The 25729-nt window shown below is 69.4% G+C and carries 23 protein-coding genes; 7 read left to right on the top strand and 16 right to left on the bottom strand.

Features of this window, described 5'->3' with window-relative positions; genetic code table 11:
* Nucleotides 1-13 precede the first annotated feature (13 nt).
* The 8 genes from DEU37_RS01300 to DEU37_RS01265 all read right to left on the bottom strand — a co-directional run bounded on the left by DEU37_RS01300 (nucleotide 14) and on the right by DEU37_RS01265 (nucleotide 9610).
* Nucleotides 14-1114 carry a LacI family DNA-binding transcriptional regulator gene (locus DEU37_RS01300; protein ID WP_121188901.1) on the bottom strand — a complete coding sequence of 367 codons (1101 nt, stop codon included), beginning with the start codon at nucleotides 1112-1114 and terminating at the stop codon, nucleotides 14-16.
* 94 nt (nucleotides 1115-1208) lie between these two features.
* Entirely contained in the window at nucleotides 1209-2819 is a 1611-nt protein-coding gene (locus DEU37_RS01295) for an ABC transporter ATP-binding protein (protein WP_121188900.1), read from the bottom strand.
* Nucleotides 2816-3331 (bottom strand): GbsR/MarR family transcriptional regulator, encoded by a 516-nt coding sequence (locus DEU37_RS01290; RefSeq protein WP_121188899.1) that lies wholly within the window; start codon nucleotides 3329-3331, stop codon nucleotides 2816-2818. The genes DEU37_RS01295 and DEU37_RS01290 overlap by 4 nt, the downstream gene beginning before the upstream one ends.
* On the bottom strand, nucleotides 3328-4770 hold the full coding sequence (locus tag DEU37_RS01285; RefSeq protein WP_183043552.1) for a serine hydrolase: 1443 nt from the start codon (nucleotides 4768-4770) through the stop codon (nucleotides 3328-3330). The genes DEU37_RS01290 and DEU37_RS01285 overlap by 4 nt, the downstream gene beginning before the upstream one ends.
* Complete coding sequence (locus DEU37_RS01280; RefSeq protein ID WP_121188897.1) at nucleotides 4767-5657, bottom strand: ABC transporter permease; 891 nt, start codon at nucleotides 5655-5657, stop codon at nucleotides 4767-4769. The genes DEU37_RS01285 and DEU37_RS01280 overlap by 4 nt, the downstream gene beginning before the upstream one ends.
* Nucleotides 5650-6582, bottom strand: coding sequence for an ABC transporter permease (locus DEU37_RS01275; protein ID WP_121188896.1), 933 nt, complete (start codon nucleotides 6580-6582; stop codon nucleotides 5650-5652). The genes DEU37_RS01280 and DEU37_RS01275 overlap by 8 nt, the downstream gene beginning before the upstream one ends.
* On the bottom strand, nucleotides 6579-7940 hold the full coding sequence (locus tag DEU37_RS01270; protein ID WP_121188895.1) for a M14 family zinc carboxypeptidase: 1362 nt from the start codon (nucleotides 7938-7940) through the stop codon (nucleotides 6579-6581). The genes DEU37_RS01275 and DEU37_RS01270 overlap by 4 nt, the downstream gene beginning before the upstream one ends.
* Nucleotides 7941-8023: 83 nt before the next feature.
* Nucleotides 8024-9610 (bottom strand): ABC transporter substrate-binding protein, encoded by a 1587-nt coding sequence (locus DEU37_RS01265; RefSeq protein WP_121189604.1) that lies wholly within the window; start codon nucleotides 9608-9610, stop codon nucleotides 8024-8026.
* Between the two features lie 179 nt (nucleotides 9611-9789).
* Between DEU37_RS01265 and DEU37_RS01260 the strand changes: the two genes are divergently transcribed.
* The 4 genes from DEU37_RS01260 (at nucleotide 9790) to DEU37_RS01245 (ending at nucleotide 14958) form a co-directional block, all read left to right on the top strand.
* A complete protein-coding gene (locus tag DEU37_RS01260) occupies nucleotides 9790-10710 on the top strand; it encodes a PRD domain-containing protein (RefSeq protein WP_121188894.1) in 921 nt (306 codons plus the stop codon).
* A 141-nt stretch (nucleotides 10711-10851) separates the two neighbouring features.
* Nucleotides 10852-12720 (top strand): beta-glucoside-specific PTS transporter subunit IIABC, encoded by a 1869-nt coding sequence (locus DEU37_RS01255; RefSeq protein WP_121188893.1) that lies wholly within the window; start codon nucleotides 10852-10854, stop codon nucleotides 12718-12720.
* 25 nt (nucleotides 12721-12745) lie between these two features.
* The gene (locus tag DEU37_RS01250; protein ID WP_121188892.1) at nucleotides 12746-14167 is read left to right on the top strand and encodes a glycoside hydrolase family 1 protein; all 1422 of its coding nucleotides are present in this window, start codon (nucleotides 12746-12748) and stop codon (nucleotides 14165-14167) included.
* A complete protein-coding gene (locus tag DEU37_RS01245; RefSeq protein WP_121188891.1) occupies nucleotides 14164-14958 on the top strand; it encodes a Cof-type HAD-IIB family hydrolase in 795 nt (264 codons plus the stop codon). Before DEU37_RS01250 ends, DEU37_RS01245 begins: the two co-directional genes overlap by 4 nt.
* Nucleotides 14959-15001: 43 nt before the next feature.
* Here DEU37_RS01245 and mmuM read toward each other — a convergent pair whose 3' ends face one another.
* Nucleotides 15002-15874: a homocysteine S-methyltransferase gene (gene mmuM / locus DEU37_RS01240; protein ID WP_121188890.1), complete on the bottom strand. Its 873-nt coding sequence runs from the start codon at nucleotides 15872-15874 to the stop codon at nucleotides 15002-15004.
* Between the two features lie 58 nt (nucleotides 15875-15932).
* On the opposite strand from mmuM, the gene DEU37_RS01235 reads away from it, so the two are divergent.
* Nucleotides 15933-16571, top strand: coding sequence for a LysE family translocator (locus DEU37_RS01235; protein ID WP_121188889.1), 639 nt, complete (start codon nucleotides 15933-15935; stop codon nucleotides 16569-16571).
* A 61-nt stretch (nucleotides 16572-16632) separates the two neighbouring features.
* Nucleotides 16633-17496, top strand: coding sequence for a Cof-type HAD-IIB family hydrolase (locus DEU37_RS01230; protein ID WP_121188888.1), 864 nt, complete (start codon nucleotides 16633-16635; stop codon nucleotides 17494-17496).
* 94 nt (nucleotides 17497-17590) lie between these two features.
* On the opposite strand, the gene DEU37_RS01225 is transcribed toward DEU37_RS01230, so the two are convergent.
* From DEU37_RS01225 to DEU37_RS01210, 4 genes are all read right to left on the bottom strand, one after another.
* Complete coding sequence (locus tag DEU37_RS01225) at nucleotides 17591-18418, bottom strand: NAD(P)-dependent oxidoreductase (protein ID WP_121188887.1); 828 nt, start codon at nucleotides 18416-18418, stop codon at nucleotides 17591-17593.
* Complete coding sequence (locus DEU37_RS01220) at nucleotides 18415-19200, bottom strand: enoyl-CoA hydratase/isomerase family protein (RefSeq protein WP_121188886.1); 786 nt, start codon at nucleotides 19198-19200, stop codon at nucleotides 18415-18417. Before DEU37_RS01220 ends, DEU37_RS01225 begins: the two co-directional genes overlap by 4 nt.
* Nucleotides 19197-19958, bottom strand: a complete 762-nt coding sequence (locus tag DEU37_RS01215) for an SDR family NAD(P)-dependent oxidoreductase (RefSeq protein WP_121188885.1) — start codon at nucleotides 19956-19958, stop codon at nucleotides 19197-19199. The genes DEU37_RS01220 and DEU37_RS01215 overlap by 4 nt, the downstream gene beginning before the upstream one ends.
* Nucleotides 19959-20054: 96 nt before the next feature.
* Nucleotides 20055-20552 carry a hypothetical protein gene (locus DEU37_RS01210; protein WP_121188884.1) on the bottom strand — a complete coding sequence of 166 codons (498 nt, stop codon included), beginning with the start codon at nucleotides 20550-20552 and terminating at the stop codon, nucleotides 20055-20057.
* A gap of 52 nt (nucleotides 20553-20604) precedes the next feature.
* Here DEU37_RS01210 and DEU37_RS01205 point away from each other — a divergent pair, with 52 nt between their 5' ends.
* Nucleotides 20605-21330, top strand: coding sequence for an aminoglycoside 3'-phosphotransferase (locus DEU37_RS01205; protein WP_121189603.1), 726 nt, complete (start codon nucleotides 20605-20607; stop codon nucleotides 21328-21330).
* 100 nt (nucleotides 21331-21430) lie between these two features.
* Here the strand turns inward: DEU37_RS01205 and glpK are convergent, their stop codons facing one another.
* From glpK to DEU37_RS01190, 3 genes are all read right to left on the bottom strand, one after another.
* Nucleotides 21431-22945 carry a glycerol kinase GlpK gene (gene glpK / locus DEU37_RS01200; RefSeq protein WP_121188883.1) on the bottom strand — a complete coding sequence of 505 codons (1515 nt, stop codon included), beginning with the start codon at nucleotides 22943-22945 and terminating at the stop codon, nucleotides 21431-21433.
* Between the two features lie 47 nt (nucleotides 22946-22992).
* Nucleotides 22993-23751, bottom strand: a complete 759-nt coding sequence (locus DEU37_RS01195) for an MIP/aquaporin family protein (protein ID WP_121188882.1) — start codon at nucleotides 23749-23751, stop codon at nucleotides 22993-22995.
* A gap of 118 nt (nucleotides 23752-23869) precedes the next feature.
* Nucleotides 23870-25597, bottom strand: coding sequence for a glycerol-3-phosphate dehydrogenase/oxidase (locus tag DEU37_RS01190; RefSeq protein WP_121188881.1), 1728 nt, complete (start codon nucleotides 25595-25597; stop codon nucleotides 23870-23872).
* Nucleotides 25598-25729: the final 132 nt, after the last annotated feature.

Below are 25729 nucleotides of genomic sequence, written 5' to 3'. Positions count from 1 at the left end.
ACGCGTGCGCCGATCACCGGTCGGGGGTCGCGGATCGCGACCGCTCGGTGTGTTGTGAGGTCCGTCGCCGGTTCGGTTTGGCGACTTGCGCCGGCGGCGGGCCCACGGAGTCTCGTCGGATGACGGGACACTCCATCTGGTGAACGGCATCCACTCCCCCTTCACGGATGCCGAGTGCGACCTCCATAGCCCAGCGGCCCATCTCGTAATGGGGCAGGGCGATGGTGGTCAGCGGGGGGTCTTGTTCGGCGGCGATGAACTGCTGGTCGTCGTAGCCGATGATCGAGATGTCCTCGGGGATGCGCAGCCCGCGCGCGTGGATCGCGGTGTAGGCGCCCGTCGCCATGCGGTCGTTGAAGCAGAAGATGGCCGTCGGGCGGCGCTCCGGCGGGAGGTCGAGCAGGCGTTCAGCGGCATCCCGCCCCCCGCGGTGCGAGGTCTCTCCGTGCACGTGCAGGTCGTCCTCGACGGCGATGCCCGCATCGCGGAGCACCTCGCGGTAGCCCTCGAGGCGCAGGTCGGCGGCGATCGGCCGCCCGGGGTCCTCGTCCGTATCGATGTAGGCGATGCGGGAGTGACCGGCCGCGACGAGTTCGCGCGTGGCCGCCGCTCCACCCGCGCGATCGTCGGGGACGACGCTGGGAAAGCCGGTGACGCCCTCCGCCGGGCGGCAGTCCAGCAGCACCGTGTCGGCGGGCAGGTTCACGCCGGCCGGGACGATGCGGTGCCACATCGCCGCGTAGATGAGCGCGTCGACCTGCTGCGCCGTGAGCGCGCGGATGGCGGCGTCCTCGACCGCGGCATCCGAGCCGGTGTCGACGAGGAAGACGAGATGGTCGTTCGCGCGAGCGACGTCCTGCGCGCCGGCGAGCATCCGACCGGCGAACGGGGTGGTCGCGATCTGGTCGGAGATGAGTCCGACGGTCTTCGTGCGCTGCTGGCGAAGCCCCCGCGCGAGGGCGCTGGGCTCGTAGCCCACGGCTGCGGCAGCAGCACGCACGCGCTCGCGCGTGTCCTGGGAGATGCGCGACTCGACGTCGTTCAGCACGAGCGAGACCGTCGTGACCGACACGCCGGCCGCCGCCGCCACGTCGGAGATGCGAACGCGAGCCATGTCACCACTTCCTCGTGATAAATCGATTTAACGTCTGGAGTGATTATTGACCTGCCGCGGCGCACGCGTCAAGCGCCGAGATCGAAACGAAACGTCAGGCGCTGCGACGCTCCGCCTGCGCGACGGGGTCGGGCACGGGCGCGGCGGCGATCAGGGCCCGCGTGTAGGGGTGTCGCGGCTCCCGCAGCACCTGGGTGCGCGGCCCCTCTTCGACGACGCGTCCGTGCTGCAGCACCACGATGCGATCGCACAGCTCGTCGACGACCGCGAGGTCGTGGCTGATGAACAGGCAGGCGAACCGGAGGTCGCGCTGCAGCTCGCGCAGCAGCTCCAGCACGGTCGCCTGCACCGAGACGTCCAGGGCGCTCGTCGGCTCGTCGGCGATCAGCAGACGAGGTCGCAACGCGATCGATCGTGCGATCGCGACGCGCTGACGCTGACCGCCGGACAGCTCATGCGGATACCGACGACGCCACGCGCCCGGCAGGCCCACGGCATCCAGCAGCTCGCCGACCCGCGCGTCTCGCTCGGAGCCGCGCAGCCCCAGATGCACGCGGAGCGGCTCGGCGATCGCCTCGCCGACCGTCCGCCGCGGATCCAGCGCCGCGGTGGAGTTCTGGAAGACGACGCCGACCTGGCGCTTGACCTCCACGGCGCGGCGTCCGCGTACGGCGCGGAGGTCGACACCGGAGACGCGCACAGTGCCGGAGGAGATGGGCGTCAGCCCGAGGGCGCAGCGCCCGATGGTGGACTTGCCCGATCCCGACTCGCCGGCGAGCGCGACGATCTCACCTTCTCGCACCTGGAGCGACACGTCGTCCACCGCGTTCACGGCGCGCCGTCCCCGTCCGTAGACGACCGACAGAGCGTCGACGTCGAGGACGACCGCACTGCCGGCCGGGTCCGGGCGTTCGGGCGCCCCCAGCCGGGGGACCGCCGCGAGGAGCCGCTTCGTGTAATCGGCGGCGGGCGCCGAAAACAGCGCGTGCACCCCCGCAGCCTCCTCGACGATCCCCTCGCGCATCACGACGACACGATCGGCGATGTCCGCCACGACCCCCATGTCGTGCGTGATCATGATGATCGCCGTACCGACCCTGTCGCGCAGGCGTCGGAGCACGTCCAGCACCTCGCGCTGCACGGTGACGTCGAGGGCCGTCGTCGGCTCGTCGGCGATGAGGATCTCCGGATCGCACGCCAGCGCGATCGCGATCATGACGCGCTGGGCCTGTCCGCCGGAGAGCTGGTGCGGATAGCTGGAGACACGCTTGTGCGGCTCAGCGATCTCGACCATCTCCAGGAGCTCGATCACGCGGGCGCGTCGCTCGGATCGCGTCATCTGCGGACGGTGGACGATGAGCATTTCCTCGATCTGCGCACCGACGGAGAAGACGGGGTCCAAGGCACTGCCGGGATCCTGGAAGACGACGCCGATCCGCGTGCCCCGGACGGCCTCCCGACGTGCGGGCGGCATCGAGAGCAGGTCGTCGCCGTCCAGGAGCGCCTGCCCGTGGACGACCGCGTTGCGCGGCAGCAGCCCGACCAGCGCCAGCGCGCTGACGCTCTTGCCCGAGCCGGACTCACCCACGAGGGCGAGCACCTCTCCGCGCGCGAGCGTGAACGATACGCCGCGCACGGCGGGGGTCGTCTCGCCCCCGGTGGTGAAGTCGACCGCGAGGTCGCGGACGTCGAGCAACAAGGTCACGGGGCGACGTCCTCGTCGATGTCGGCATCACGATAGGCCTGCCAGTCGGCCAGCATCTTGCGGTGGTAGCCCATCAGCCAGATCATGTAGCGCCGCGCGTTCTGCAGGCGGGTGCGGGGGCCGGCGGCATCGTCCGGAAGGATGTCGAGACCGTACTCGATGGTGGAGGTGACGCGCCGCGCGTAGTCGCGCTCGCCCGCCAGGAAGCTGCCCCAGACGTCCTCCTCCACCCGGAAGTAGCGGTTGCGGTCACCGGGCAGAGAGTGCGGCTTCAAGAAGCCGAGGCTCACGAGGGCCCGCGTGGACATCGAGACGGCGCCGGCACTCGCGCCCAGCATGTCGGCGATCTGCGCCGACGACAGGAACGGGCGGTCGACGATGAGAAGCAGGCCGAGCACCCGCCCGTCCATCCGCGGGTTTCCCGCCGCGCCCCACGAGAACGCGAAGTCCTCGACGAAGGTGCGTGCCTCTTCGCTGAGCGGCTCCGCCTGTCGATCGATCTCCTCGCTCACAGCGACATCCTCTCCAGAACCGTCCCCGGGTCGGGGAGTGCCATGGCCTCGGTGAACACGGCGTGAGGCCACATGGTCATGCCGCTCCACGAGATCGATTCCACCGCACCACCCGCTGTCCGCGCCACCTCGACCGGCTCGCCCGTGGCACCGAAACCGTCTCGACGAGGCAGGTGCAGCGTGCCGTCGTCGTCGATCTCGACGCGCTCCGCCGACCGCGCGGGGTCGTCGGCCGCCGGATGCAGGGCGAAGGTCGCGCCGCCGAGGTGCGCGACGTCCAGAACGCTCCAGAGGCTCGCGAAACGCTCCTCCGGCAGCGCCGCACGGTCGTCGTCGTCCGCGTGGGAGAGCGCGAGACGGATCAGCGCCATCGCCCCGGTCGCGAGGAGGTCGGCGGGACCGTCGATGGCGTTCGTGAAGACGCTGACGGCGATCCCGTCGTCGGGGTCGAGCCAGGTGCGGGTGATGTGCCCCGGGTACCCGCCGCTGTGGCCGACCAGTCGGCGCCCGTCGAGGGTGTGCAGCTCGAACCCGAGTCCGTAGTCGCGTCGAATGCCCCCCACATCGATGCGGGAGTGCGCGTGCTGCGCCTGCCGTTTGCCGTCATCGGAGAGGAGGCGATCGTCGCCGATGCGATGCGCGCTGAGATACGCGGTCGTCTCGGCCGCGGTGGAGAACCACCCGGTCGCCGCGGCGAGCGCCCGGGTGTCGACGTGCCGGATGACGCGGCGCGCACCATCGGCCAGGCGCGCCGTGTGACCGGACGCATACTCGTCCTGCCGCACCTGCTGCCACTCGGAACCGGAACGCACGAGCCCCAGAGGCTCACAGATGCCGGTGCGCGTGAACTCGTCGTACTCCACGCCGGATGCCGCCTCGATCACCAGCCCCAGCAGGCCGTAGGCGATGTTGGAGTACTTGAAGAACTCGTTGCGGGCGTACACCCGCCCCTCCGCACGACAGATCTCGATGAGTCGGGCACGGTCGGGAAACGCGCCGCCGCGTTGCCAGTAGTCGGCGTCACGGCCGTCGCGCACCACCCCGCCCTGATGAGCGAGCAGTTCGCGGACGGTCACGGCGGCCAGTTCCGTCTCAGCGAGTTCCGGGATCCAGGCGGCGACGGCGTCGTCCAGGCGCAGCTCGCCGCGTTCGGCGAGTTGAAGCACCGCGGTCGCCGTGAAGGTCTTCGAGTGCGAGGCGATGCGGAACAGGTGCTCACCGGTGAGGGCTTCACCGGTCGAGGCGTCGGCGACGCCCCACGCGAAATCGAGGACCAACTCGCCGTCGATGCGGATGGCGGCTTGGATGCCGGGGACCTCCCGTTGGGCGCCGAGGAAGCCGAACCAGCGGGCCGCGTACCTCGCGGCATCCGCGACGGCGCGCCGTCGGCGCTCCGCGGCGCCGGAGTCGGTGTCGGTGGGACGGACGGAAGCGGTCACAGACGGCGTCCTTTCGGGTCGAGCGCATCGCGGAGGATGTCGCCGAGGGTGATGAGCGCGAACACGGTCACGCTCAGGAAGAGGGCCGGGAAGAACAGCATGTGCGGTGATGTGCCGAAGTACGACTGCGCGTTCGCCATCTGCAGACCCCACGAGATCGACGGCGCGCGCAGTCCCACGCCGAGGAAGGTCAGGGTGGATTCGGCCACGATGATGCTCCCCACCATCGTCGCCGTGATCGCCAGCACCGGACCGAGCGCGTTGGGCACCACGTGCGTGAGGAGGGTGCGGGTGTGCGAGATGCCCATGGCGCGGGCAGCGCTCACGTAATCCATCCGGCGTACCGTCCGCACCGAGGTGCGCACCAGGCGCGCCAGGGTCGGCCAGCTGAAGACGGCCAGCACCACCGCGACGATCAGGGGTGTGCGTTCCCCGACGCTGTTGAGCACGATGATCGCCCCGAGGATGAAGGGAAAGCCGAGGAAGACATCGGTCAGGCGAGAGATCACCGTGTTGGCGATGCCGCCGAAGTAGGCCGCAAGCGTGCCGACGACCACGGCGATGAGCAGCGCGATCACGGTCGCGACGAGACCGATGAACAGCGAGGTCCGGGTGCCGTGGACGACGTTGGCGTAGACGTCGCAACCCTGCAGATCGGTCCCGAAGACGTGCGCGGCGCTCGGCGGCTGGGCACTGTCGCGCAGGTTGCAGGCGCGCGGATCGGGCTGACCGAACAGCCCTCCGATCACCTCCGGCGCCAGCGAGATGACGGCGAGCACGGTGAGGATCGCGACGCTCAGCCAGAAGAGCACGCGGTGGCGCAGGCTCGCCCAGACGCCTCTGCTGACGGTGATGTGCTCGAGGGCGACGACGGCGGTCTCAGTCATGACGGCTCCGGGGGTCAAGCAACGCGTTCAGCAGATCGACGAACACGTTCAGCACGAGGAAGATGAGGATCAGCGTCGTGCCGACACCCACGATCGTCGGGCCCTCGTGCGTGCGGATGGCGCCGAAGAGGAGCTGGCCGATGCCGGGCAGGTTGAAGATGCCCTCCACGACCACGGCGCCGCCGAGGAGGAAGCCGAGGTCGATCGCGACGAAGGTCAGCACGGGCGCCACGGAGTTGCGCATGACGTGCAGGCCGACGATGCGTCGGCGCGGCATGCCCTTGGCTCGCAGTGTCCTGACGAAGTCGGAGTCCATCGAGTCGACCACGCTGCCGCGCATGAGGCGGGTGATGGAGGCGAGCCCGAAGAGCGCGATGACGAGTGCGGGCAGCAGGTAGGACATCGGCCACCCGGCATCCGTCCCTGCGATCGGGAACCATCCGAGCTGCAGTCCGAAGATGAGCTGTGCGCTGACGGCGACCACGAAGACGGGGATGGAGGTGGCCAGGATGGTGCCGAACAGCACCGTGCGGTCGATCGCGCTGTCGCGGCGCAGCCCGGACACCAGCCCGAGCGCCACGCCCAGGACGACCTCGATCACCCACGCGGTCAGGGCGAGCGTGATCGTCACGGGCCACCGTGAGGCCATGCGGTCGGCGACGGGCACACCGCTGAAGGTCGTCCCGAGATTCCCCGTGAACAATCCGCCGAGATAGCGCAGGTATTGCTGCCACAGCGGCTCGTCGAGATGGAACTGCGCGCGCAGCTGAGCGACGACGTTCGCGGGCAGAGGCCGGTCGCCGCCCAAGGCCGCGATCGGGTCGCCGGGAAGCGCCCACACCGTCGCATAGATGATGAAGGTGACCCCCAGCACGACGATCACGAACTCGACAAGCCGTCCGCCCACGCGGCGCGCGGCACTCATGCAACGCTCCGCACGACACGGTGGCGGACGGTGGCGAACAGGGCGGCCAGCTGCACGCCGACGAGAGCGTTCAGCCGGACCGGCGCGAGCCCGGCGTGGGGGTCCGCTGCGAGCCACTCCTCCCAGCGAGCGGTCAGCTCGGCGAGCGCGGTGCGTACGACGGGCGCGGCGGTCCCGGCGTGCACCTCGGCATCCAGGGCGCGCCGGAGGATGCCGGCGAAGCGCAACCGGAACGTGCGCACCGCCTCCGTGTTGCCGAACACCTCGGCGACGGTGGCGGGGCGGTCTGTCTCGGCGGAGGCGATCCGCGCGCGTTCGGCGGCGGCGACGGCGCCCATGCCGACGGCAAACGCCGCGCTCGCGCGCCGGAACGGGGAGTCGATCGTCAGGGCGCCGCGCACGGCGTGGAGGATGCCGCCCATCAGCTCGTGCAACTCGTCCAGCGCCGCCGCCTTCGCCGCGATCACCTCCCGGTAGGAGACGCCTGCGTCGGTGAGGTCGGCCGCGTCCGGATGCACCCAGTAGGGAAGTTCGGCGATCATCGTCGTCGTGCCGAAGCGCTCGAGGTAGTCCGCCGTGCCCGCGCCGCCCGCCTGCGGGCCGTCGTCGAGCCCCCGCGCGATGCGTCGATCGATCTGCTCACGCGTGAGCGGCGCCCGGAACACGGCATCGGCGAGCACGTCGAGGTCGGGCATCTCCGGCTCGCCGACATCGAGCGGGAGTCCGAACTGTGCCGGGATCGTGCTGAGCTCGCCGGCGAGGGCGCCGTCGCGCTCGTTGGTGTAGAAGTACACCCCGCCGAACTCACCGTTGTGCAAGCCGACGAAGACGTCCGGGGCGACCCGGTCGAACAACTCCATGAGTGCGGAGGTCTCGGGGATCGGCGCGTCGAAGCCGAAGCCGCGGTGCGAGAACGGGAACGACCATTCGACCTGCTCGTCCGGCGCCGGGCGATAGAAGCCCCGGTAGTAGTCGTCGCGGCGCAGCGGCGCGGGAAACCACTGCTCGTTCAGGCGAGTGCCGTCGGGGTCGATGCAGGCCACCAGATGCCAGGTCGCATCGAACCCGTAGGCGTCCGGCTGAGAGATCAGCAGTCGTGCGAGGTGCTGGATCGTGCGAAAGCCGATCGGCTCGTTGGGATGCACGCCTCCCGCCACGACCACGGTGCGCGCCCCGCCCGCAACGGTGAAGAGGTCGATCGGCTCACCGAGGCGGGAGTGCCCGATGACGGATGCCGTGATGCGGTCGGGGTGTGCGCGGCACAGCTCCATCAGATCGACATGCAGCTCCTCGACGGTCGGAAAGCCGTCGGCGGGGACATCGCCGGCATCGAGCTCTGCGAGGGAGGGGAAGGGCATGACGGGCACTCCTGCGCGGTCGGCGCGGTCGAAGGGTGGGTGCGGAGCGTCCGGGGGGGGGTGGACGCTCCGCACCCTGATCGTCACTTCGAGAGGACGATCGAACGGTAGGTGGGGTTGCCTACCGGGGATGTCACGAGTTCGGCGACTCGCGGGGAGGTGACGTACGAGTACTTCTCGAAGAACAGCGGCACCGCCGGGAAGTTCTTCTGGATGATCTGCTGCACCGAGGCGTAAGCGGATCCGTCCGTCGACAGGTCGGCGTCGGCTGCCGTCATGGCCGAAGCCACCTCGTCGCTGTACCACGGGATGCAGTTGTTGCAGCCGCCACCCTTGATGAAGAAGACGCGCAGCGTCGCCTGCTGGCTGGGGTAGAGGGCTCCCCAGCGTGAGAAGAACGGACCGGTGATGTTCTGGTCGTTGCGGTTCTGCAGGAACTCGGCCCAGTCGGCGCTGGGCTTGGCCGTCGCATCGATGCCCAGGTTCTGGCGCAGCTGGTTCGCGATCGCCTGGTAGAGCGGGTCGAGCCCGCCGCCGCCGGGGTAGTAGATCTCCATGGGGCCGGTGAATCCGCCGGCCTGAGCGAGAAGCGCCTTGGCCGCCGTGGGATCGAACGTGCAGTACTGACCGCAGATGCCGGTCGGAGTCCCGGGCTCGATCGCGGGCGTCCACGCCGTCGCGGGGTCGTAGGTGCCGCCGTAGATGACGTCGATGATCGCCTGGCGATCGATCGCCATCGAGATGGCTTGACGAACCCGCACGTCCTGGTAGGCGGCGTTCCACAGCGGCAGGCCCAGGAAGGAGATGCCGGGCGCGGCGAACGAGTAGAGGCGCTTGCCGAAGTCGGTCGAGGCCTGGGTGAGCTTGGATGCCGGGACGCCGGCGACGTCGAGGTTGCCTGCCAGGACGTCGGTGTACGCGGTCTCGCTGTCGGTGTAGGGGACGAACGTGATGCGGTCGATCGTGGGCTTGTCGCCCTTGTAGCCGGGGTAGGTGTCGAGCACGATCGGCTCGTTCTCGACGTAGTCCTGCGCGAACTGGAACGGACCGTTGCCGATGGGGTGCTTGTTGTAGGCCGTGAAGTCCGTGAACGCGGATGCAGGCATGGGGTACATCGCGGTCTGCGCCTGCGTCACCTGGAGGGGGAACTGACTGTCGGGTCCGATGAGGGTGACGGTGAAGGTGTCGGTGTCGACGACCTTCAGCCCCGACATCTTGTCGGTGGTCGGCGTCCCGGACTTCGGGTTGAGGTCGGCGTAGCCGGCGATGTTGGCCAACTGACCCGAGTTCTCGAACGCGTTCGGACCGTACGCGACCGCGTTCCACGAGTCGACGTAGCTCTGCGCGGTCACCGGCGTGCCGTCCTGGAAGGTCCAGCCGTCGTGAAGCTTCACGGTCCACGTCGTCGCGTCGGGCGACGCGATCGACTCGGCCTGCACGTAATCGAGCGAACCGTCGGAGTTCAAAAACGCCAGCGGCGACCACACCGCCATGTTGACGTCGTAGGCGACGGACTGCCGCCCGGGGATGATCAGCTGCGGATCGGTGGAGGCGACGCGGATCTCCGTCTTCTGAGCGGCGCCGGAATCTGATGATGTCGCACTGCACGCGGACAGGGCGAGGGCGGCGGCGACCACCGTGGCCGCCGCGGCCAAGAGCCTCTTCTTCATGGTTTCCTCATTGCGGGTTGCGGGACGGGTGAGGTGCTGCGCCTCACCGGCGAGGAGCAGGACCGGCGAGATACCCACACAGTAGGGGTTAAATCTTTCGAACTTTCAGTACGTAATGAAACCTTTACAACGACGAAATCGACGGAGCGGTCCGTCGCGCGACTTCTAGACTTCTCAGCATGAGCACCCCCGACGCCGCGGCATCCGCTCGGCGCACCCCTTCGACGCACGCCGTCCCGGTGCACAAGGTGCTCAACAACAACGTCGTCATCGCCATCGACGAGTCCGGGCGCGAGCGCGTGCTGATGGGACGGGGCCTCGCGTTCGGGCTGAAGCCCGATGATGTGCTCGATCCGGCCAAGGTCGAGAAGACGTTCATCCTCGACAACGGCGCCGACGGCGAGCGAGAGCGACGACTGCTGGCCGACGTGCCGTATCCGATCATCGAAGCGGCAACCCGGGCGGTCGACGAGGCGGAGCGCCGGCTCGGGCGCGACCTCGGGCGGCGCTTCACGATCGCCGTCATCGACCACGTCGCCTACGTGATCGAGCGCCTCGACAAGGGGATGCGGATCACGACGGCATCCATGCCCGAACTGCGCGTGCTGCACCCGCAGGAGTTTGCGACCGCCGAGCACATGGCCACCTCCATCGCCACGAGCCTCGACCGGGAGCTGCCCGCCGAAGAGGCCGTCTTCCTCACGATGCACCTGCTGAACGCGACGCGCGACGAGCCGAACGGCACGGCCGCGCTGTTGTTTCGCCGGGTGCAGCACGTCGTGGAGGTCGTCGAGCAGTCCCTCGGCGTGCGCCTCGACGTCGAAGGTCCCGACTACGCCCGCTTCATCCTGCATGTGCAGTTCCTGCTGCAGCGTCTCGTGAGTCGCACGATGCTGGCCAGCGGCGACACCTCGTTCTTCGAGTTCGCCAAGCACAGCTACCCCCGTTCGCACGAGATCGCCGAGCACGTGAAGGCGTACGTGCGCGGCGCGACCGGGTCGGATCTGACCGACGAAGAGCTGCTGTATCTCATCGTCCATGTCGAACGCCTCCGCGCACAGGTCACCCCTGGCACAGAAACCGACCCTGTGGTAACTTGATCGCAGATCCCTGGATCGTTACCGCGCAAGCGGGCGAAACCTGGACTCACCGAATGCTTCGGCATTCCCCGAGTCCAGGTTTTTTTGTTGCCCGGGCACAGGTGCCCGGCATCCCTTCACACACAAGGAAAGGCGAATCCGATGGCGGATTACGCAAAGACCGCGGCCGGCGTCCTCGCCGGCGTCGGCGGCGAAGACAACGTCACCTCACTCGTGCACTGTGCGACGCGTCTGCGCTTCGTCCTCAAGGACGAGAGCAAGGCGGATGCCGGGGCCGTCAAGGCGGTTCCGGGCGTCATCACGGTCGCCCAGGCCGGCGGCCAGTACCAGGTGGTCATCGGCAACGACGTGCCCGAGGTGTTCGCGGAGATCGGCAAGATCTCCCGCGTCGGCGGCGGCCAGGACAGCGCCCCGGCCGAAGGCCCGAAGGGCAACCTCTTCAACCGCTTCATCTCGATGATCTCGGCCATCTTCACCCCGGCGCTATGGACCCTGGCGGGCACCGGCCTGCTCAAGGCGTTCCTGTCGGCGGCCGCCACCTTCGGCTGGATCGACCCCGCCTCCTCGACCTACGTCGTGCTGTTCGCGCTGTCCGACGCGTTCATCAACTTCCTGCCGATGGTCCTGTCGATCACCGCGGCGCGCTACTTCAAGGCGAACGAGTGGACGTCGCTGGCCATCGCCGGCGCCCTCGTCTATCCGACGATCGTCGCACTCAACGGCGCCCCCGACCTCACGTTCTTCGGCATCCCGTTCACGATGGTCAGCTACGTCTCCAGCGTCATCCCGATCATCATCGTCGTGTGGCTGCAGAGTCACGCCGAGAAGTTCCTCTACGCAAAGCTCCCCGCCGCGATCCGCCGTTTCGTCACTCCGATGATCGTCGTGCTCGTCGCCGTACCGCTCGTGTTCGTCGTGGTCGGTCCGATCTCCGACCTGCTCTCGCGCGGCGTCGGCAACGCGGTCAGCTGGGTGTGGGAGGTCGCCCCGTGGGCGGGCGGCGCGATCATGGGCGGCCTGTGGCAGGTGTTCGTCATCTTCGGTCTGCACTGGGGTCTCGTCCCGGTCTTCCAGGTGGAGTTCCAGACGACCGGTCAGATCCTGCTGATCGGCCCGGTGTTCGCCGCCGTGCTGGCCCAGGCGGGTGCCGTCGCCGGTGTCTGGGTGCGCGCGAAGAACAAGAACCTCAAGTCGCTCGCGGCTCCCGCGACACTCTCCGGCTTCCTCGCCGGCATCACCGAGCCCGCGATCTACGGCATCAACCTGCCCCTCAAGCGCCCGTTCGCCTTCGGCGTCGTCGGCGGCGCCCTGGGCGGCGCGATCATCGCTCTCGGCGGCGTCTTCTCCAAGGCGTTCGTCGTCCCCTCCGGCCTCGCGCTGACCGCCCTGCTCGGCAACGGCAACATGGTGATGCTGGGCCTGGGCCTGCTCGCCGCGATCGTGCTCCCGTTCCTGCTCGTCGTGATCGTCGGCTTCAAGGAGCCCGCCGATGACACCGTCGCGACGGCCACCCCCACCCCGGTCGCCGCGAACGATGTCACGGTGCTGGCTCCCGTCGACGGCACCGTCATCCCGCTGAACGAGGTGGCCGACGCGGCCTTCGCCGACGGCGCCCTGGGCCAGGGCGTGGCGATCCAGCCGCGCTCCGGAGCCGTGTACGCGCCGTTCGCCGGCACGGTCGTGGCCGCCTTCCCCACCGGTCACGCGTTCGGGTTGCGTCACGCCGACGGCACCGAAGTCCTGATCCACATCGGCCTGGACACCGTCAAGCTGGGCGGCGCCCACTTCTCCGTGAAGGTGACCACCGGACAGCAGGTGGCCGCGGGCGACCTGCTCGTCGAGTTCGACAGTGACGCCATAGAGAAGGCCGGATACGACCTGACGACGCCTGTCATCGTGACCAACCCCGACCTGTACCCCGCCATCACGGATGCCGCGTCCGGCCCGATCGCCCACGGTGAGCCCCTGTTCACCGCCGTGTCGGTCGACTCCGTCACCGCCGCGAAGTGACACCGGACACGCAAGGAGAATCATCATGAGCACCACCACATCCCCCTTCCCCGAGGGCTTCCTCTGGGGAGGCGCCACCGCCGCCAACCAGCTGGAGGGCGCCTACAACGAGGGCGGCAAGGGACTGTCGGTCCAGGACGTCATGCCCCACGGCATCGTCGGCCCGCGCACCGCGGTCCCCACCGAGGACAACCTGAAGCTGGTCGGCATCGACCACTACCACCGCTACGCCGAGGACATCGCACTGTTCGCGGAGATGGGCTTCACGACCTACCGGTTCTCGATCGCGTGGAGCCGCATCTTCCCGAAGGGCGACGAGACGGAGCCCAACGAGGAGGGGCTGGCGTTCTACGACCGCCTTCTCGACGAGCTCGACAAGCACGGCATCGAGCCGCTCGTCACGATCTCGCACTACGAGACGCCGCTGCATCTCGCCGAGACGTACGACGGATGGACGGACCGGCGGCTCATCGGCTTCTACGAGCGCTACGCCCGCACGCTCTTCGAGCGCTTCGGCTCCCGCGTGAAGTACTGGCTGACCTTCAACGAGATCAACTCGCTGCTGCACGCACCGTTCATGTCTGGCGGCATCAACACGCCGAAGAGCGAGCTCAGCGAGCAGACGCTCTATCAGGCGATGCACCACGAGCTGGTCGCCTCGGCGCGCGCCACCCGCATCGCGCGGGAGGTCGCCCCGAACGCCCAGATCGGCTGCATGGTCCTGTCGATGCCGGTCTACCCGCTGACGCCGTCGCCCGCCGACGCGCTGGCGGTCATGGACTTCGACCACTCGAACCTGGTCTACGGCGACGTGCACACGCGCGGCGCCTACCCGGGTTACTTCCTGCGGACTCTTCGCGAGAAGGGCATCGAGCTCGAGATCACCGACCAGGATCGCGAAGACCTGCAGAACACGGTCGACTTCGTCTCGTTCAGCTACTACATGTCCGTGGCCGCGACGGCCGACCCCGCGAAGAAGGTCACGGGCGAGGGCAACATCATGGGCGGCGTGCCGAACCCGACGCTCGAGGCGAGCGAGTGGGGATGGCAGATCGACCCGGTCGGGCTGCGCCTGGTGCTGAACCAGTTCTGGGACCGGTGGCAGAAGCCGCTGTTCATCGTGGAGAACGGTCTGGGCGCGAAGGACGAGCTCGTCGAGATCGACGGCGTGAAGACGGTCGTCGACGGCTACCGCATCGCGTACCTGAACGACCACCTCGTGCAGGTCGGGGAGGCGATCGCCGACGGCGTGAACGTGCTGGGCTACACCTCCTGGGGATGCATCGACCTGGTCTCGGCATCCACCGCCCAGCTCAGCAAGCGATACGGCTTCATCTACGTCGACCGCAACGACGACGGGTCGGGCACCCTCGATCGCTACAAGAAGAAGTCCTTCCACTGGTACGCCGACGTGATCCGCACGAACGGCGGTGCGCTGACCGTATGACCCGCGCGATCTTCCTCGATGTCGACGGGACGATCATGCAGGCAGGGCGCCACATCCCGCTCTCAGCGGTGGAGGCGATCCGCGCCGCCCGTGCTCGGGGACACCTGGTGTTCCTGAGCACGGGGCGCGGCACGGCCGAGCTGCACGGCGAGCTGATGGACATCGGCTTCGACGGCGCCGTGACCAACGGCGGCGCGTTCGCCAGCCTCGGTGGGCGGATCGTCTCGGCCACCCTCTTCACTCCCGACGAGGTCGCGCGGCTGCAGCGCTACCTGGTCGAGAACGATCTGCACGGCTACTTCCAGTCGTACGACCAACTGTTCGGTTCGGCGGAGCTGTCCGCGCTGTTCGCCGAGAGGTTCGGTGCCGCCGGCCTTCCGGGCAAGGTCTTCCACGAGCCGCACGAGATCGATGAGGCGCTCCTCGCGAAGCTCGTGTTCGTGACCGATGACGAGGATGCCGCGGCGCGGGCTCTGGCCGAGCTGGCGGACGACTTCGAGGTCGTCGGGGGCACCATCCCGGTGGCCTTCGCCGCCTCGGGCGAGATCGCTCCGCGCGGCGTGCACAAGGGAGCCGCGATCCGCTCGCTGCTCACCGAACTCGACCTCGACGCACGCGACGCGGTCGGCATCGGCGACAACTGGAATGACGTCGAGATGTTCGCCGCGGTCGGCACCGCGGTCGCGATGGGCAATGCGGTCGACGGCGTGAAGGAGCTGGCCGATCAGGTCACCGCCGCGATCGACGAGGACGGCCTCTACCTCGCGTTCGTCCGCAACGGCCTGATCTGACCCGCACGCCGCACGCCGCACGCCGCACGCCGCCGTCGCGCCGTCAGCGCATCGAGGCCGCCAGCGCCGCGATGTGCGCCGGAGTCGTGCGGCAGCAGCCGCCGACGAGCCGGGCGCCGGCCGCGATCCACGCACTCGCCAGCGCCGTCGGCACGCCGCCCTCGCCCCTCCAGACGCGGGCGGCGGCATCCCAATGCTCGCCGGAGTTCGGGTAGGCGATGCCGACCACACCCGGCGGCACCGCGGCGAGGGCGGGTGCCACCGCGTCGGGCGGGCAGCAGTTGACCCCCACCGCGACGACGCCCGGCGCCGAGGCCGCGTCGGCGAGGGCCGCGGCCAGATCCGCACCCGCGAAGCCGCTGCTGGCTGCGGACAGGCTGATCCAGACCGGCAGATCGGGGCGGCCGAGACGGTCGAGCTCGGCGGCGAGCGCCTGCACTTCGAGCCGGCTCGGGATCGTCTCGATGGCCAGGGCGTCGACCCCGGCATCCGCCAGCACCGCGAGCCGACGCCGGTGGAAGGCGCGGAGCACGTCGACGTCGACGTCGTAGGCGCCCGTGTACTCGCTGCCGTCCGCGCGGACGGCGCCGAAGGGGCCGACGGATGCCGCGACGAACGCCTCGCCCGCCTCGCGCGCGAGCACGACGCTGCGACGCAGCAGCTCGTCCACCTCGTCGTCATCCAGCCCGACGCCGTACGCGAGCTGGTACGAGGAGGTGACCAGCACGTCGGCGCCGGCGTCCACGAACTCGGCATGGGCGGCGCGGACCTCATCGGGATCGTCGCGCAGCAACCGTGCCGACCACATACGGCCGCTCAGATCGTTGCCGCGCGCTTCGAGCAGCGTACCGAGACCGCCGTCGAGCACGAGAGGACGGTCGCGGACAGCGGTGCGCAGGTCTGTGGGGGAAGTCATCGGTGCCACCGTAGCCGCTCGCCGCGGGAGGGGCGGTACGCAGCCCTAAACTGGCGCCATGGTGCCCTGGGAGAACCTGCTGGCTTTCGCGCTGACGGCGCTCGTGCTGATCCTGATCCCCGGCCCGGCGGTGCTGTTCTCGGTCGGTCGCACCCTCGCGCTCGGCCGCACGGGCGGGCTGCTGAGCGTCGCCGGCGTGAGCCTGGCGCTCATCCCGATCGTCGCCCTCGTCGCGGTCGGGGTCGGCGCGCTCGTGGCGCAGTCGATCGTCCTGTTCACGATCCTCAAGGTCATCGGCTCGCTGTACCTCGTCGCCCTCGGCATCCAGGCGATCCGCCACCGCAAGAGCGCGGCAGCGGCGCCCGATCTGACCGGGCTGCCGCGCGGGCACGCCCGTCAGCTCTGGCAGGGCTTCGTCGTGGGCGTCACCAACCCGAAGACGCTGGCCTTCTTCGTCGCGGTGCTGCCGCAGTTCGTCGATCTGAAGGCGGGCGCGGTGCCGCTGCAGCTCCTGGAGCTCGGCCTGGTGTTCGCGGTGCTCGCCGTCGTGTCCGACTCGATGTGGGTGCTCGCCGCCGCCGCGGCACGAACGTGGTTCGCGCGCTCGCCGAAGCGCATCGAGCGGCTGACCGCGACCGGCGGCGGAATGATGATCGGGCTCGGCGGCATCCTGCTCATCACCGGGCCGAAGCACTGACGTTCGGTCCGGTGACCACCGCGACACCGGGAGTTCAGCCGTACCGGGGAGAATGGATGCCGTGAGCTCCTCGTCGATAACCCCGTCCCGCCGCCGCATCATCTTCATCGACATCGACGGGACGATCCTCGAACACGGGGCCCAGATGTCGGCCTCGACGCCGGTCGCCATCGCCGCCGCACGCGCGAACGGTCACCTGGTGTACCTGTGCACGGGTCGCGCGGCCGGCGACATCAACCCGAAGGTTCGCGCCATCCCCGTCGACGGCGCCATCACCAACGGCGGCGCCTTCGCCGTCCGCGGCGACGAGCAGATCGTCGCGCACCTCATGCCGCGCCCCCTCGTCGACCGGATGATCGCCTATTTCGAGGAGCACGGGGCGCACTACTTTCTGCAGACCGACGGCACGGTCTACGTCAGCCCCGGCGTGCTCGAGCACGCCCGCCGCTTCGTGCGGACCCATCCCCCGGTCGACGAACGCGCGGCGGCCGACGCCTCGGAGGACGTCGCCCTCCTCAACCACTACCGTCCGCTCGACGAGGTCGACCTGGATGCCGTGGTCAAGGCCACCTTCCTCAGCACGGCCAGCGACACGCTCACCCGCGCCGCCGACGAGCTGGGACCGCAGTTCCATGTGATCCCCGGTTCCATCCCGCTGCCCGGCGGCTCGAACGGCGAGATCTGCCAGCAGGGGGTCAACAAGGGCGCGGCGATCACCGAGGTGCTCGCGGTGCTCGGGATGGATGCCGCCGACGCCATCGGTATCGGCGACAGCTGGAACGACGTCGAGATGTTCCAGGTCGTGGGCACCGCCGTCGCGATGGGCGGTGCCGATCCCGAACTGCAGGCGATGACCGACATGGTCACCACCGGTGTGCTGGAGGACGGCGTCAGCAACGCCCTGACGCGCCTCGGCCTGATCTGACACCGCGTCTCGACGCGCTCCGCTCGCTCGACGACCGGGAGTGACACCTCCGGTCGTTGAGCGAGGAGCGCAGCGACGAGTCGAAACGCAGGGCTCAGAGGAAGATGTCGGGGAACAGCTCGTGGTCGGGCGTGCCCGGTGTCGCCGCGTAGCGGGAGAAGTCCGTCACCCCGGCATCGCGCAGCACCTGCTCGACGATGAGTGTCTGACCGGTGTACTCGCGCGCCGGACGCGTGAGCACTTCGTACGCCGCGTCGGCGTAGACCTCGGGGGTGCGGCTGACCTTCATCATCCGGTCGCCGCCGAGGGCGAACTGCACGGCGGCCGTGGCGATCGTCGTCTCGGGCCACAGGGTGTTGGCGGCGATGCCGTGCTCCGCGAACTCCGCCGCCATCCCGAGTGTCGCCATCGTCATCCCGTACTTGGCGAGGGTGTAGCCGGTGTGGGCACCCAGCCAGCGCGGCGTGATGTTCAGCGGCGGCGACAGCGACAGGATGTGCGGGTTCTCGGCATCCTTCAGGATCGGCACGGCCGCACGGCTGAGCATGAACGTGCCGCGGACGTTGACGTCCTGCATGAGGTCGTAGTTCTTCGCGGCGAGCTCGAGCGAGCCCGACAGATCGATCACCGAGGCGTTGTTCACGACGATGTCGATGCCCCCGAACTCGCCGTGGGTCTTCAGCACCGCCGCGGTGATGTCATCGTCGTTGCGCACGTCGCCGACGATCGGCAGTGCCCGCCCACCGGCCGCCTCGATCTCGGCCGCGGCGCTGTGCACGGTGCCGTCGAGCTTGGGGTGCGGCGTGTCGGTCTTGGCCATGAGGGCGATGTTGGCGCCGTCGCGCGCGGCCCGCAGCGCGATGGCGAGGCCGATGCCACGGCTGCCGCCGGACATGAGGATGGTCTTTCCGGCGAGGGTCATGCGCGTTCCTTGTCAGAGGTCGGAGAGGTGGATGCCGCGGCGAACGCGGCGACACGGGCCTTCGCCTGTGGAGTGTCGAAGCTGGCGCCGATCGTGCGGGCTTCGTCGTCGAGGTTGTCGGCGAAGGCGCGCCGCGCGCCGGCGCGCACGAGGCGCTTGGCCTGCCCGAACGCGGCCGTCGCGCCGCCCAGCCAGAACCGGGCGAGCTCCGCGGCGCGAGCCCCCGGATCGTCGGCGATCTCGGTGATGAGACCCCACTCCAGCGCCGTGGGGGCATCGATCGTGACGTCGTCGAGCAGCATCCGCAGCGCACGCGTCTGCCCGATGGCCGCGGGAAGAAGCGTCGAGACGCCGAGGTCGGGAGTCAGCCCGATGTTGGCGTACTTGCTGACGAACCGCGCGCGCGGTCCGGCGACGACGTAGTCGGCGGTGAGCATGAGCCCGAGGCCGCCGCCGGCGACGGCGCCCTGCACCGCCGCGACGATCGGGATGGCGGACTCGACGAACGTGCGGATGCCGTCGTGGATGATGTGGGCCATGGCCGTGATGTCTTCGCCGCCCGAGCCGGAGGACGCCATCTCTACGACGTCGCCGCCGGCGCAGAAGGCGGGGCCCGCGGCATCCAGCACGATCGCGCCGACCGTCGGATCCGCGGTGATCTCGTGGGCGAGGTCGCGCCAGAGCGTGCCCATCTCGAAGCCCATGGCGTTCAGCGACGCGGGCCGGTTGAACGTGAGCCGCGCGAGCGCGCCGTCACGGGTGTGGATGATCGAGGCGGTCACTTCGGCGCCATCCGGATGGCGCCGTCGAGACGGATCGTCTCACCGTTGAGATAGCCGTTGCGGACGATCTCGGCGACCAGACTCGCGTACTCGTCGGGCCTGCCGAGCCGGGCCGGGTAGGGCACCTGCTGCCCGAGGCTCTCCTGCGCGGCTTCGGGCAGGCCGGCGAGCATCGGCGTCTCCATGATCCCGGGGGCGATCGTGACCACGCGGATGCCGTAGCGCGCCAGCTCGCGGGCGATCGGCAGCGTCATCGCGTGCACACCGCCTTTGCTCGCGGAGTAGGCGGGTTGACCGATCTGACCGTCGAACGCCGCGACCGACGCGGTGTTGACGATGACGCCGCGGTCGCCGCCGTCGGCGGGCTCCGTCTTCGCGATGGCGGCGGAGGCCTGCGCGATGACGTTGTACGTGCCGATGAGGTTGACGCGGATGATGCGCTCGAAGTGGGCGAGGTCGCTCGGCGACCCGTCGCGCTCGAGCACCTTGGCGGGCGGGGCGATGCCCGCGCAGTTGACCACGACCCGCAGCGGTCCCCGTGCCGCGGCGGCCTCGACGGCCGCGGCGATCTGGGCCGGGTCGGTGACGTCGGCCGCCGCGAAGGTGCCGCCGAGCTGCGCGGCGCGGTCGGCGCCGGCCGAGGAGGCGAGATCGACGATCACGACGTGGGCGCCCGCATCGGCGAGCCGTCGGGCGGTGGCGAGGCCGAGGCCGCTGGCCCCGCCGGTGACGAGCGCGGATGCGCCGGCGATGTCCATGGATTCTCCTTCGAAGTCCGGGCCGGTCCCGTCGCTCAGCGACGGATCGTGCTACTGAGTGCCAGCATACGCGGTACTACGTCTCACCATGCCATCTCAGCGCGGGCCGAGGATCTCCCCCAGTCGCGACAGCAGGTCGTCGGGACGTGCGAGCAGCGCACGCGAGTCCGCAACGGCGACCATGTGACCGACGAGACGCGCCGCCAGCGCGGCATCCCGCCGCCGATATCCCGAGAGGTAATGCGCCGTCGCACGCCACTCCAGGACCGCACCGTCGTCGGTCGTGACCCGGACGGGAAAGGTCGGCGTCTCGGCGATATCCCCCGACGAGCCGCCGAAGATGCCCTCGATCAGCGGAACGAGGGTGTCGCCGAGGGCAGGATGCGGCCACCACGTCGTCGGCACGTCGGCGACCAGCGCACGCACCTGCGCCCAGGGCACGAAGCCCGCGGGCGCGTCGCCGAGGGCGGGTTGAAGGCCGTCGGGACGCAGACGAACGTGGCGAGCCGCGGCATCCCCGAGAGCCACAGCCGGCCCATCGGTGTCGTCGAGAGCGGTGAGCGCGCCGACACGGCGGGCGACGGAGGTGGGCACACTTCATCTCACCATGGACGCCGCCACGGGCGCGAGAGGCAGGATGGATGCCGTGAGCATCCCCGGCGACGACATCGAGGTTCCCCCCTCCCTGAGCCGGCTCGCGGGAGGCGCCCTCCTCACGCCGGTCTGGCGCAACGCGATCGGCGGAGTCACCTTCCGCACCGACGACGGTCGCTACATCAAGCACGGGCCGCGCAACGCGGAGACGACGATGGCCGGCGAAGCGGCGCGGCTGGCCTGGGCGGGCGCGTACACGCCGGTGCCGCACGTGCTGGTCCACGGCGCCGACGACCGGAACGAGTGGATGGTGACGCGGGCGATCCCGGCGCGGTCCGCCGTCGATCCGCACTGGCTCGCCGACCCTGCGACGGCGGTGGCCGCCGTCGGAGCAGGGCTGCGCGCACTCCACGACGCGTTGCCCGTGCGAGACTGCCCGTTCGATTGGTCGGTGCCGGCTCGTGTCAGGGCGGCGAAGCGGCGCGGCATCCGGCTCCCCCTGCAGCGGGCGGCAGCGCCCTCGGTCGATCGACTCGTCGTCTGCCACGGTGACGCGTGCTGCCCGAACACGCTGCTCGACGACGACGGTCGCTTCAGCGCCCACGTCGACCTCGGCGCACTCGGCGTCGCCGACCGCTGGGCCGACATCGCGGTCGCCGCGATGAGCACCGAGTGGAACTACGGACCGGGCTGGGAGGGCGCCCTCCTGCAGGCCTACGGCGTCGCGGCGGATGCCGAGCGCATGCGGTTCTACCGCGACCTCTGGAACGCGACCTGACCCCCGCCCCGCCGAACGGAATCGGGGTCGCATACGGCCGTCATTTCTCGCGAGAGGCGACCGTATGCGACCCCGATCCGGGTGTCGCGCGGAGGCGAGATCAGTTCACGTCGGCGTCGACCCAGTCCATCGACTTGGTGACGGCCTTCTTCCAGAGGCGCAGCTGGCGCTCACGCTCGGCGACATCGTCGTTCGGCGTCCAGCGCTTGTCCTCCTGCCAGTTGGCCCGCAGCTCGTCGAGGTCGTTCCAGAAGCCGACCGCGAGTCCGGCCGCGTACGCCGCGCCCAGCGCGGTCGTCTCGGCGACGACCGGCCGCACCACCGGAACGCCCAGGATGTCGGCCTGGAACTGCATGAGCGTGTCGTTGGCGATCATGCCGCCGTCGACCTTCAGCTCCGTGAGGTCGACGCCCGAGTCCGCGTTGACGGCATCCAGCACCTCGCGCGTCTGGAAGGCCGTGGCCTCCAGCGCGGCACGGGCGATGTGGTTGCGGTTCGCGAAGCGGGTGAGACCGACGATCGCGCCACGGGCGTCGGGACGCCAGTACGGCGCGAACAGGCCCGAGAAGGCAGGCACGAAGTACACGCCGCCGTTGTCGTCGACCTTCGTGGCCAGCTCCTCCACCTCGGGGGCGGAGGAGATGATGCCGAGCTGGTCGCGCAGCCACTGGATGAGCGACCCGGTGACGGCGATCGATCCCTCCAGTGCGTAGTGCGCCGGTCCGTCGCCCAGCTTGTAGCCGACCGTCGTGAGCAGGCCGTTCTCGCTCTTCACGATCTCGGTTCCGGTCTGGAAGATCAGGAAGTTGCCGGTGCCGTAGGTGTTCTTGCTCTCGCCGGCATCGAACGCCGCCTGGCCGAAGGTCGCCGCCTGCTGGTCGCCGAGGATACCGGCCACCGGGGTCTCGCGCAGGAGCGAGGTGTCGCGCGCCTCGCCGTAGACCTCGCTGGAGGAGCGGATCTCGGGCATCATCGAGCGCGGCACACCGAAGTCGGCGAGGATGTCGTCGCGCCACTCGAGCGTCTTCAGGTCCATGAAGAGCGTCCGGGACGCGTTCGTGACGTCGGTCGCGTGCACGCCGCCGTCGGGTCCGCCGGTCAGGTTCCAGAGCACCCAGGTGTCGGTCGTGCCGAAGATCAGGTCACCGGCTTCGGCCTTCTCGCGCGCCCCCTCCACGTTCTCGAGGATCCAGACGATCTTCGTGCCCGAGAAGTACGTCGCCAGCGGCAGGCCCACGATGTCCTTGTAGCGCTCGACTCCCACGTCGCCCGCGAGCCGGTCGACGATGGGCTGGGTGCGCGTGTCCTGCCAGACGATCGCGTTGTACACCGGGATGCCGGTGTTCTTGTCCCACACGACGGCGGTCTCACGCTGGTTGGTGATGCCGACCGCGGCGATGTCGTGCCGCGTCAGGTTTGCACGACCGAGCGCGATGCCGATGACCTCGCGCATGTTGTCGCGGATCTCGATCGGGTCGTGCTCGACCCAGCCGGCGCGCGGCATGATCTGCTCGTGCTCCTTCTGGCCGACGGAGATGATCGAGCCCTTCTTGTCGAAGACGATCGCGCGGCTGGAGGTGGTGCCCTGATCGAGGGCGATGATGTAGTCACTCATGAGTGGACGTCCTTGTCTAGGTGTCTGTGTTGAGGATCGGGAACGGATCAGAGGTGCGCGAGGTGCAGCAGCGCCGGTGCGGCGAGCGCGGCGATCGTGCCACCGAGCAGCGGGCCGACGACGGGGACCCACGCGTACGACCAGTCACTGGAGCCCTTGCCCTTGATCGGCAGGATCGCGTGCGCGATGCGGGGGCCGAGGTCACGGGCCGGGTTGATCGCGTAGCCGGTCGGCCCACCGAGCGAGGCGCCGATGCCGACCACGAGGAGGGCGACGGGGACGGCGGTGAGCGGGCCGAGGGCGCCCGGGGTGCCGATCTGGACGTCACCGTAATCGGCGAACGCGAAGATGACGAACACGAGCACGAAGGTGCCGATGACCTCGGTCACCAGGTTCCAGCCGTAGGAGCGGATGGCGGGACCGGTGGAGAAGACGCCGAGCTTGGTGGCCGCGTCGGGCTCCTCGTCGAAGTGCTGCTTGTAGGCGAGCCAGCAGAGCACCGCACCGACGAACGCACCCACCAGCTGCGCGGCGATGGCCACGAAGAACTGCGCGACGCCGATCTTTCCGGCGATCAGCAGCGCGATCGACACGGCGGGGTTCAGCTGCGCGCCGGAGTAGGACGAGACCAGCACACCCGCGAACACCGCCAGGCCCCAGCCCCAGTTGATCATCAGGGTGCCGCCGCCGAAGCCCTTCGACTTGGCGAGAATGACGTTGGCGACGACGCCGCCGCCGAGCAGGAGCAGCATCGCCGTCCCGACGAGCTCTGACACGAAGTAGAGCCCGAGATTGATGTCGTGCATGTCAGCATTGACCTTTCTGCAGAGGTTCCCCCGGCGACGCCGCCGGGCGGGAAGGATGACCTGAAGGGGATGCCGGCGTCAGGCCGCGCCGGATTCTAGAAGCGGCTCCTCCTGCCTCTCATGCGCTCAAGGGCGCCAGGTGGGAGGTCTCGACGTCGATGCGGTGCCGCTCCTGGAGCACGCGGGCCGCATCGTCGATCTGGGCACGGATGGCATCGGCATCCCATCCGAGAACCGGGGCCGCTGCCTCGGCCACTTCGGCGAGGGTCTCGGCGGTGACGCCGCCGACGAAGGCGATGTGCGTGCGGCGCAGCAGCAGATCGATGAGTGTGACCACCTCCTCGCGCTCGGCCAGGAAGGCGATCTCCTCCGCCGAGTAGCCCGGGGCGTGCTCGAGCGGACGCTGGTTGACCGGAAGCGTTGCGAGCATCTCGGTGGCGTAGGTGCCGTAGCGCTCCAGCATGCGATCGGCGAAGGCGGCGCTGTGGGCTCCGCGGTGAGCTTCGAGCCAGCGGGACCGGTCGGCGTCGGTGCGCGGATACCCGGCGCCGCCGCCGATCGCGAGATCGAGCGTCGAGATCCGACGCGGGCGGCCGAGCGCGGCGAGCACCTCGGTGGACAGGTGCTCGGCGAGGGCGCGGAAGGTCGTCCACTTCCCCCCGACCAGGCTCATCACCGCAACGCCGTCGGCCCCGCCCAGGCGCGCCTTCTCGATGCGGTAGTCGCGCGACACGAAGCCGGGGGCGACGTCGTCGTGACGCGGCAGCGGACGGATGCCCGAGAAGGTGTAGACGATCTGCGAGCGGTCCACCGTGATGTGCGGGAAGACCTGGGCGATGAGATCGAAGAAGTACGAGATCTCGTCGTCGGTGCAGACGGTCGGGGTCGAGGGGTCGGCGTCGATGTCGGTCGTGCCGACCATGACGCGGCCCTTCAGCGGGTAGATCAGAACGATCCGACCGTCGGCCGCCTCGAAGAAGATCTCGTTGCCGCGGGTCGCCTCCAGCAGCTCCGGGTTCTCCAGCACGATGTGCGAGCCCTTCGTCCCCCCCATGAAGCGGGTAGGGGCGCCCAGAGCGCCATTGGTGATGTCGGTCCACGGCCCACTCGTGTTGACGACGACGTCGGCGGTGAAGGGGAACTCTTCGCCGGTGACGGTGTCGCGGATGATGACCGCCGTGCCGTCGGCGCCGACGACGGGCGCGTAGTTCGCAGCGCGCGCGGACTCTTCCCGCGCTCCGTCGCGCAGCACGTCGAGCGCGAGCCGCTCGGGGTCGTGCATGGAGGCGTCGTAGTAGGTCGCGGTGTAGCGGAACCGGTCGTCGAGGTCGGGGAACAGCTCGCGCGAGCGGCGACGGCCGTGGAAGCGGTGGCGCGGCACGGCGCCCCCGTCGCGCGAGAAGGTGTCGTACATCACGAGGCCGAGCTTGATCAGCAGCGCACCGCGCTCGCTCGGCTTGCCACGACCGTGCGTGACGAGCAGGCGGAAGGGGGCGGTGAGGATGCCGGAGATGGTGCGGTGGATCGGAATCGTCGTGGGCAGCGGGCGCACGAAGTGGGGCGCGTTGCGCACGAGCCGGTTGCGCTCGGTCACCGACTCCTTCACGAGACGGAACTCGCCGTTCTCCAGGTAGCGCACTCCGCCGTGGATCATGTGGCTGGATGCCGAGGAGGCGCCGCTGACATAGTCATCGCGTTCGACGAGAGCGACGTCGACGCCCTGCAGGGCGAGGTCGCGGAACGTCGCGATGCCGTTGATGCCACCCCCGATGATCAGGACCTCCGCATGGGGGCGGTCCTTCAGGGCCTGGATGTTCGGACGGATCGTCGCCTTCGACTCGGTCATCGCTCTTCCTTCCGCGGCTTCGCAGTGTCTCGCCGCGCGTTTTTCACGGTGGAACGGATCTACACTGAAACGTCGGTGAACGAACGCGCAAACGATCTGAACATACGTGCATCGTAGCCCGCACTCTGCACG

The organism is Microbacterium sp. AG790, assembly GCF_003634765.1.
In the GTDB taxonomy this organism is placed as follows: Bacteria; Actinomycetota; Actinomycetes; order Actinomycetales; family Microbacteriaceae; genus Microbacterium.
This window is presented reverse-complemented; position numbering and strand designations above follow the sequence as displayed.

What these genes read in the sequence shown, in the direction of transcription:
- DEU37_RS01260 (WP_121188894.1), top strand. Translation starts at nt 9,790, where the DNA reads ATGAGCACCCCCGACGCCGCGGCATCCGCTCGGCGCACCCCTTCGACG.
- DEU37_RS01215 (WP_121188885.1), bottom strand. Translation starts at nt 19,958, where the DNA reads ATGGACATCGCCGGCGCATCCGCGCTCGTCACCGGCGGGGCCAGCGGC.
- mmuM (WP_121188890.1), bottom strand. Translation starts at nt 15,874, where the DNA reads ATGACTTCCCCCACAGACCTGCGCACCGCTGTCCGCGACCGTCCTCTC.
- DEU37_RS01255 (WP_121188893.1), top strand. Translation starts at nt 10,852, where the DNA reads ATGGCGGATTACGCAAAGACCGCGGCCGGCGTCCTCGCCGGCGTCGGC.
- DEU37_RS01195 (WP_121188882.1), bottom strand. Translation starts at nt 23,751, where the DNA reads ATGCACGACATCAATCTCGGGCTCTACTTCGTGTCAGAGCTCGTCGGG.
- DEU37_RS01275 (WP_121188896.1), bottom strand. Translation starts at nt 6,582, where the DNA reads ATGAGTGCCGCGCGCCGCGTGGGCGGACGGCTTGTCGAGTTCGTGATC.
- DEU37_RS01235 (WP_121188889.1), top strand. Translation starts at nt 15,933, where the DNA reads ATGGTGCCCTGGGAGAACCTGCTGGCTTTCGCGCTGACGGCGCTCGTG.
- DEU37_RS01225 (WP_121188887.1), bottom strand. Translation starts at nt 18,418, where the DNA reads ATGACCCTCGCCGGAAAGACCATCCTCATGTCCGGCGGCAGCCGTGGC.
- DEU37_RS01265 (WP_121189604.1), bottom strand. Translation starts at nt 9,610, where the DNA reads ATGAAGAAGAGGCTCTTGGCCGCGGCGGCCACGGTGGTCGCCGCCGCC.
- DEU37_RS01300 (WP_121188901.1), bottom strand. Translation starts at nt 1,114, where the DNA reads ATGGCTCGCGTTCGCATCTCCGACGTGGCGGCGGCGGCCGGCGTGTCG.
- DEU37_RS01250 (WP_121188892.1), top strand. Translation starts at nt 12,746, where the DNA reads ATGAGCACCACCACATCCCCCTTCCCCGAGGGCTTCCTCTGGGGAGGC.
- DEU37_RS01280 (WP_121188897.1), bottom strand. Translation starts at nt 5,657, where the DNA reads ATGACTGAGACCGCCGTCGTCGCCCTCGAGCACATCACCGTCAGCAGA.
- DEU37_RS01270 (WP_121188895.1), bottom strand. Translation starts at nt 7,940, where the DNA reads ATGCCCTTCCCCTCCCTCGCAGAGCTCGATGCCGGCGATGTCCCCGCC.
- DEU37_RS01190 (WP_121188881.1), bottom strand. Translation starts at nt 25,597, where the DNA reads ATGACCGAGTCGAAGGCGACGATCCGTCCGAACATCCAGGCCCTGAAG.
- glpK (WP_121188883.1), bottom strand. Translation starts at nt 22,945, where the DNA reads ATGAGTGACTACATCATCGCCCTCGATCAGGGCACCACCTCCAGCCGC.
- DEU37_RS01245 (WP_121188891.1), top strand. Translation starts at nt 14,164, where the DNA reads ATGACCCGCGCGATCTTCCTCGATGTCGACGGGACGATCATGCAGGCA.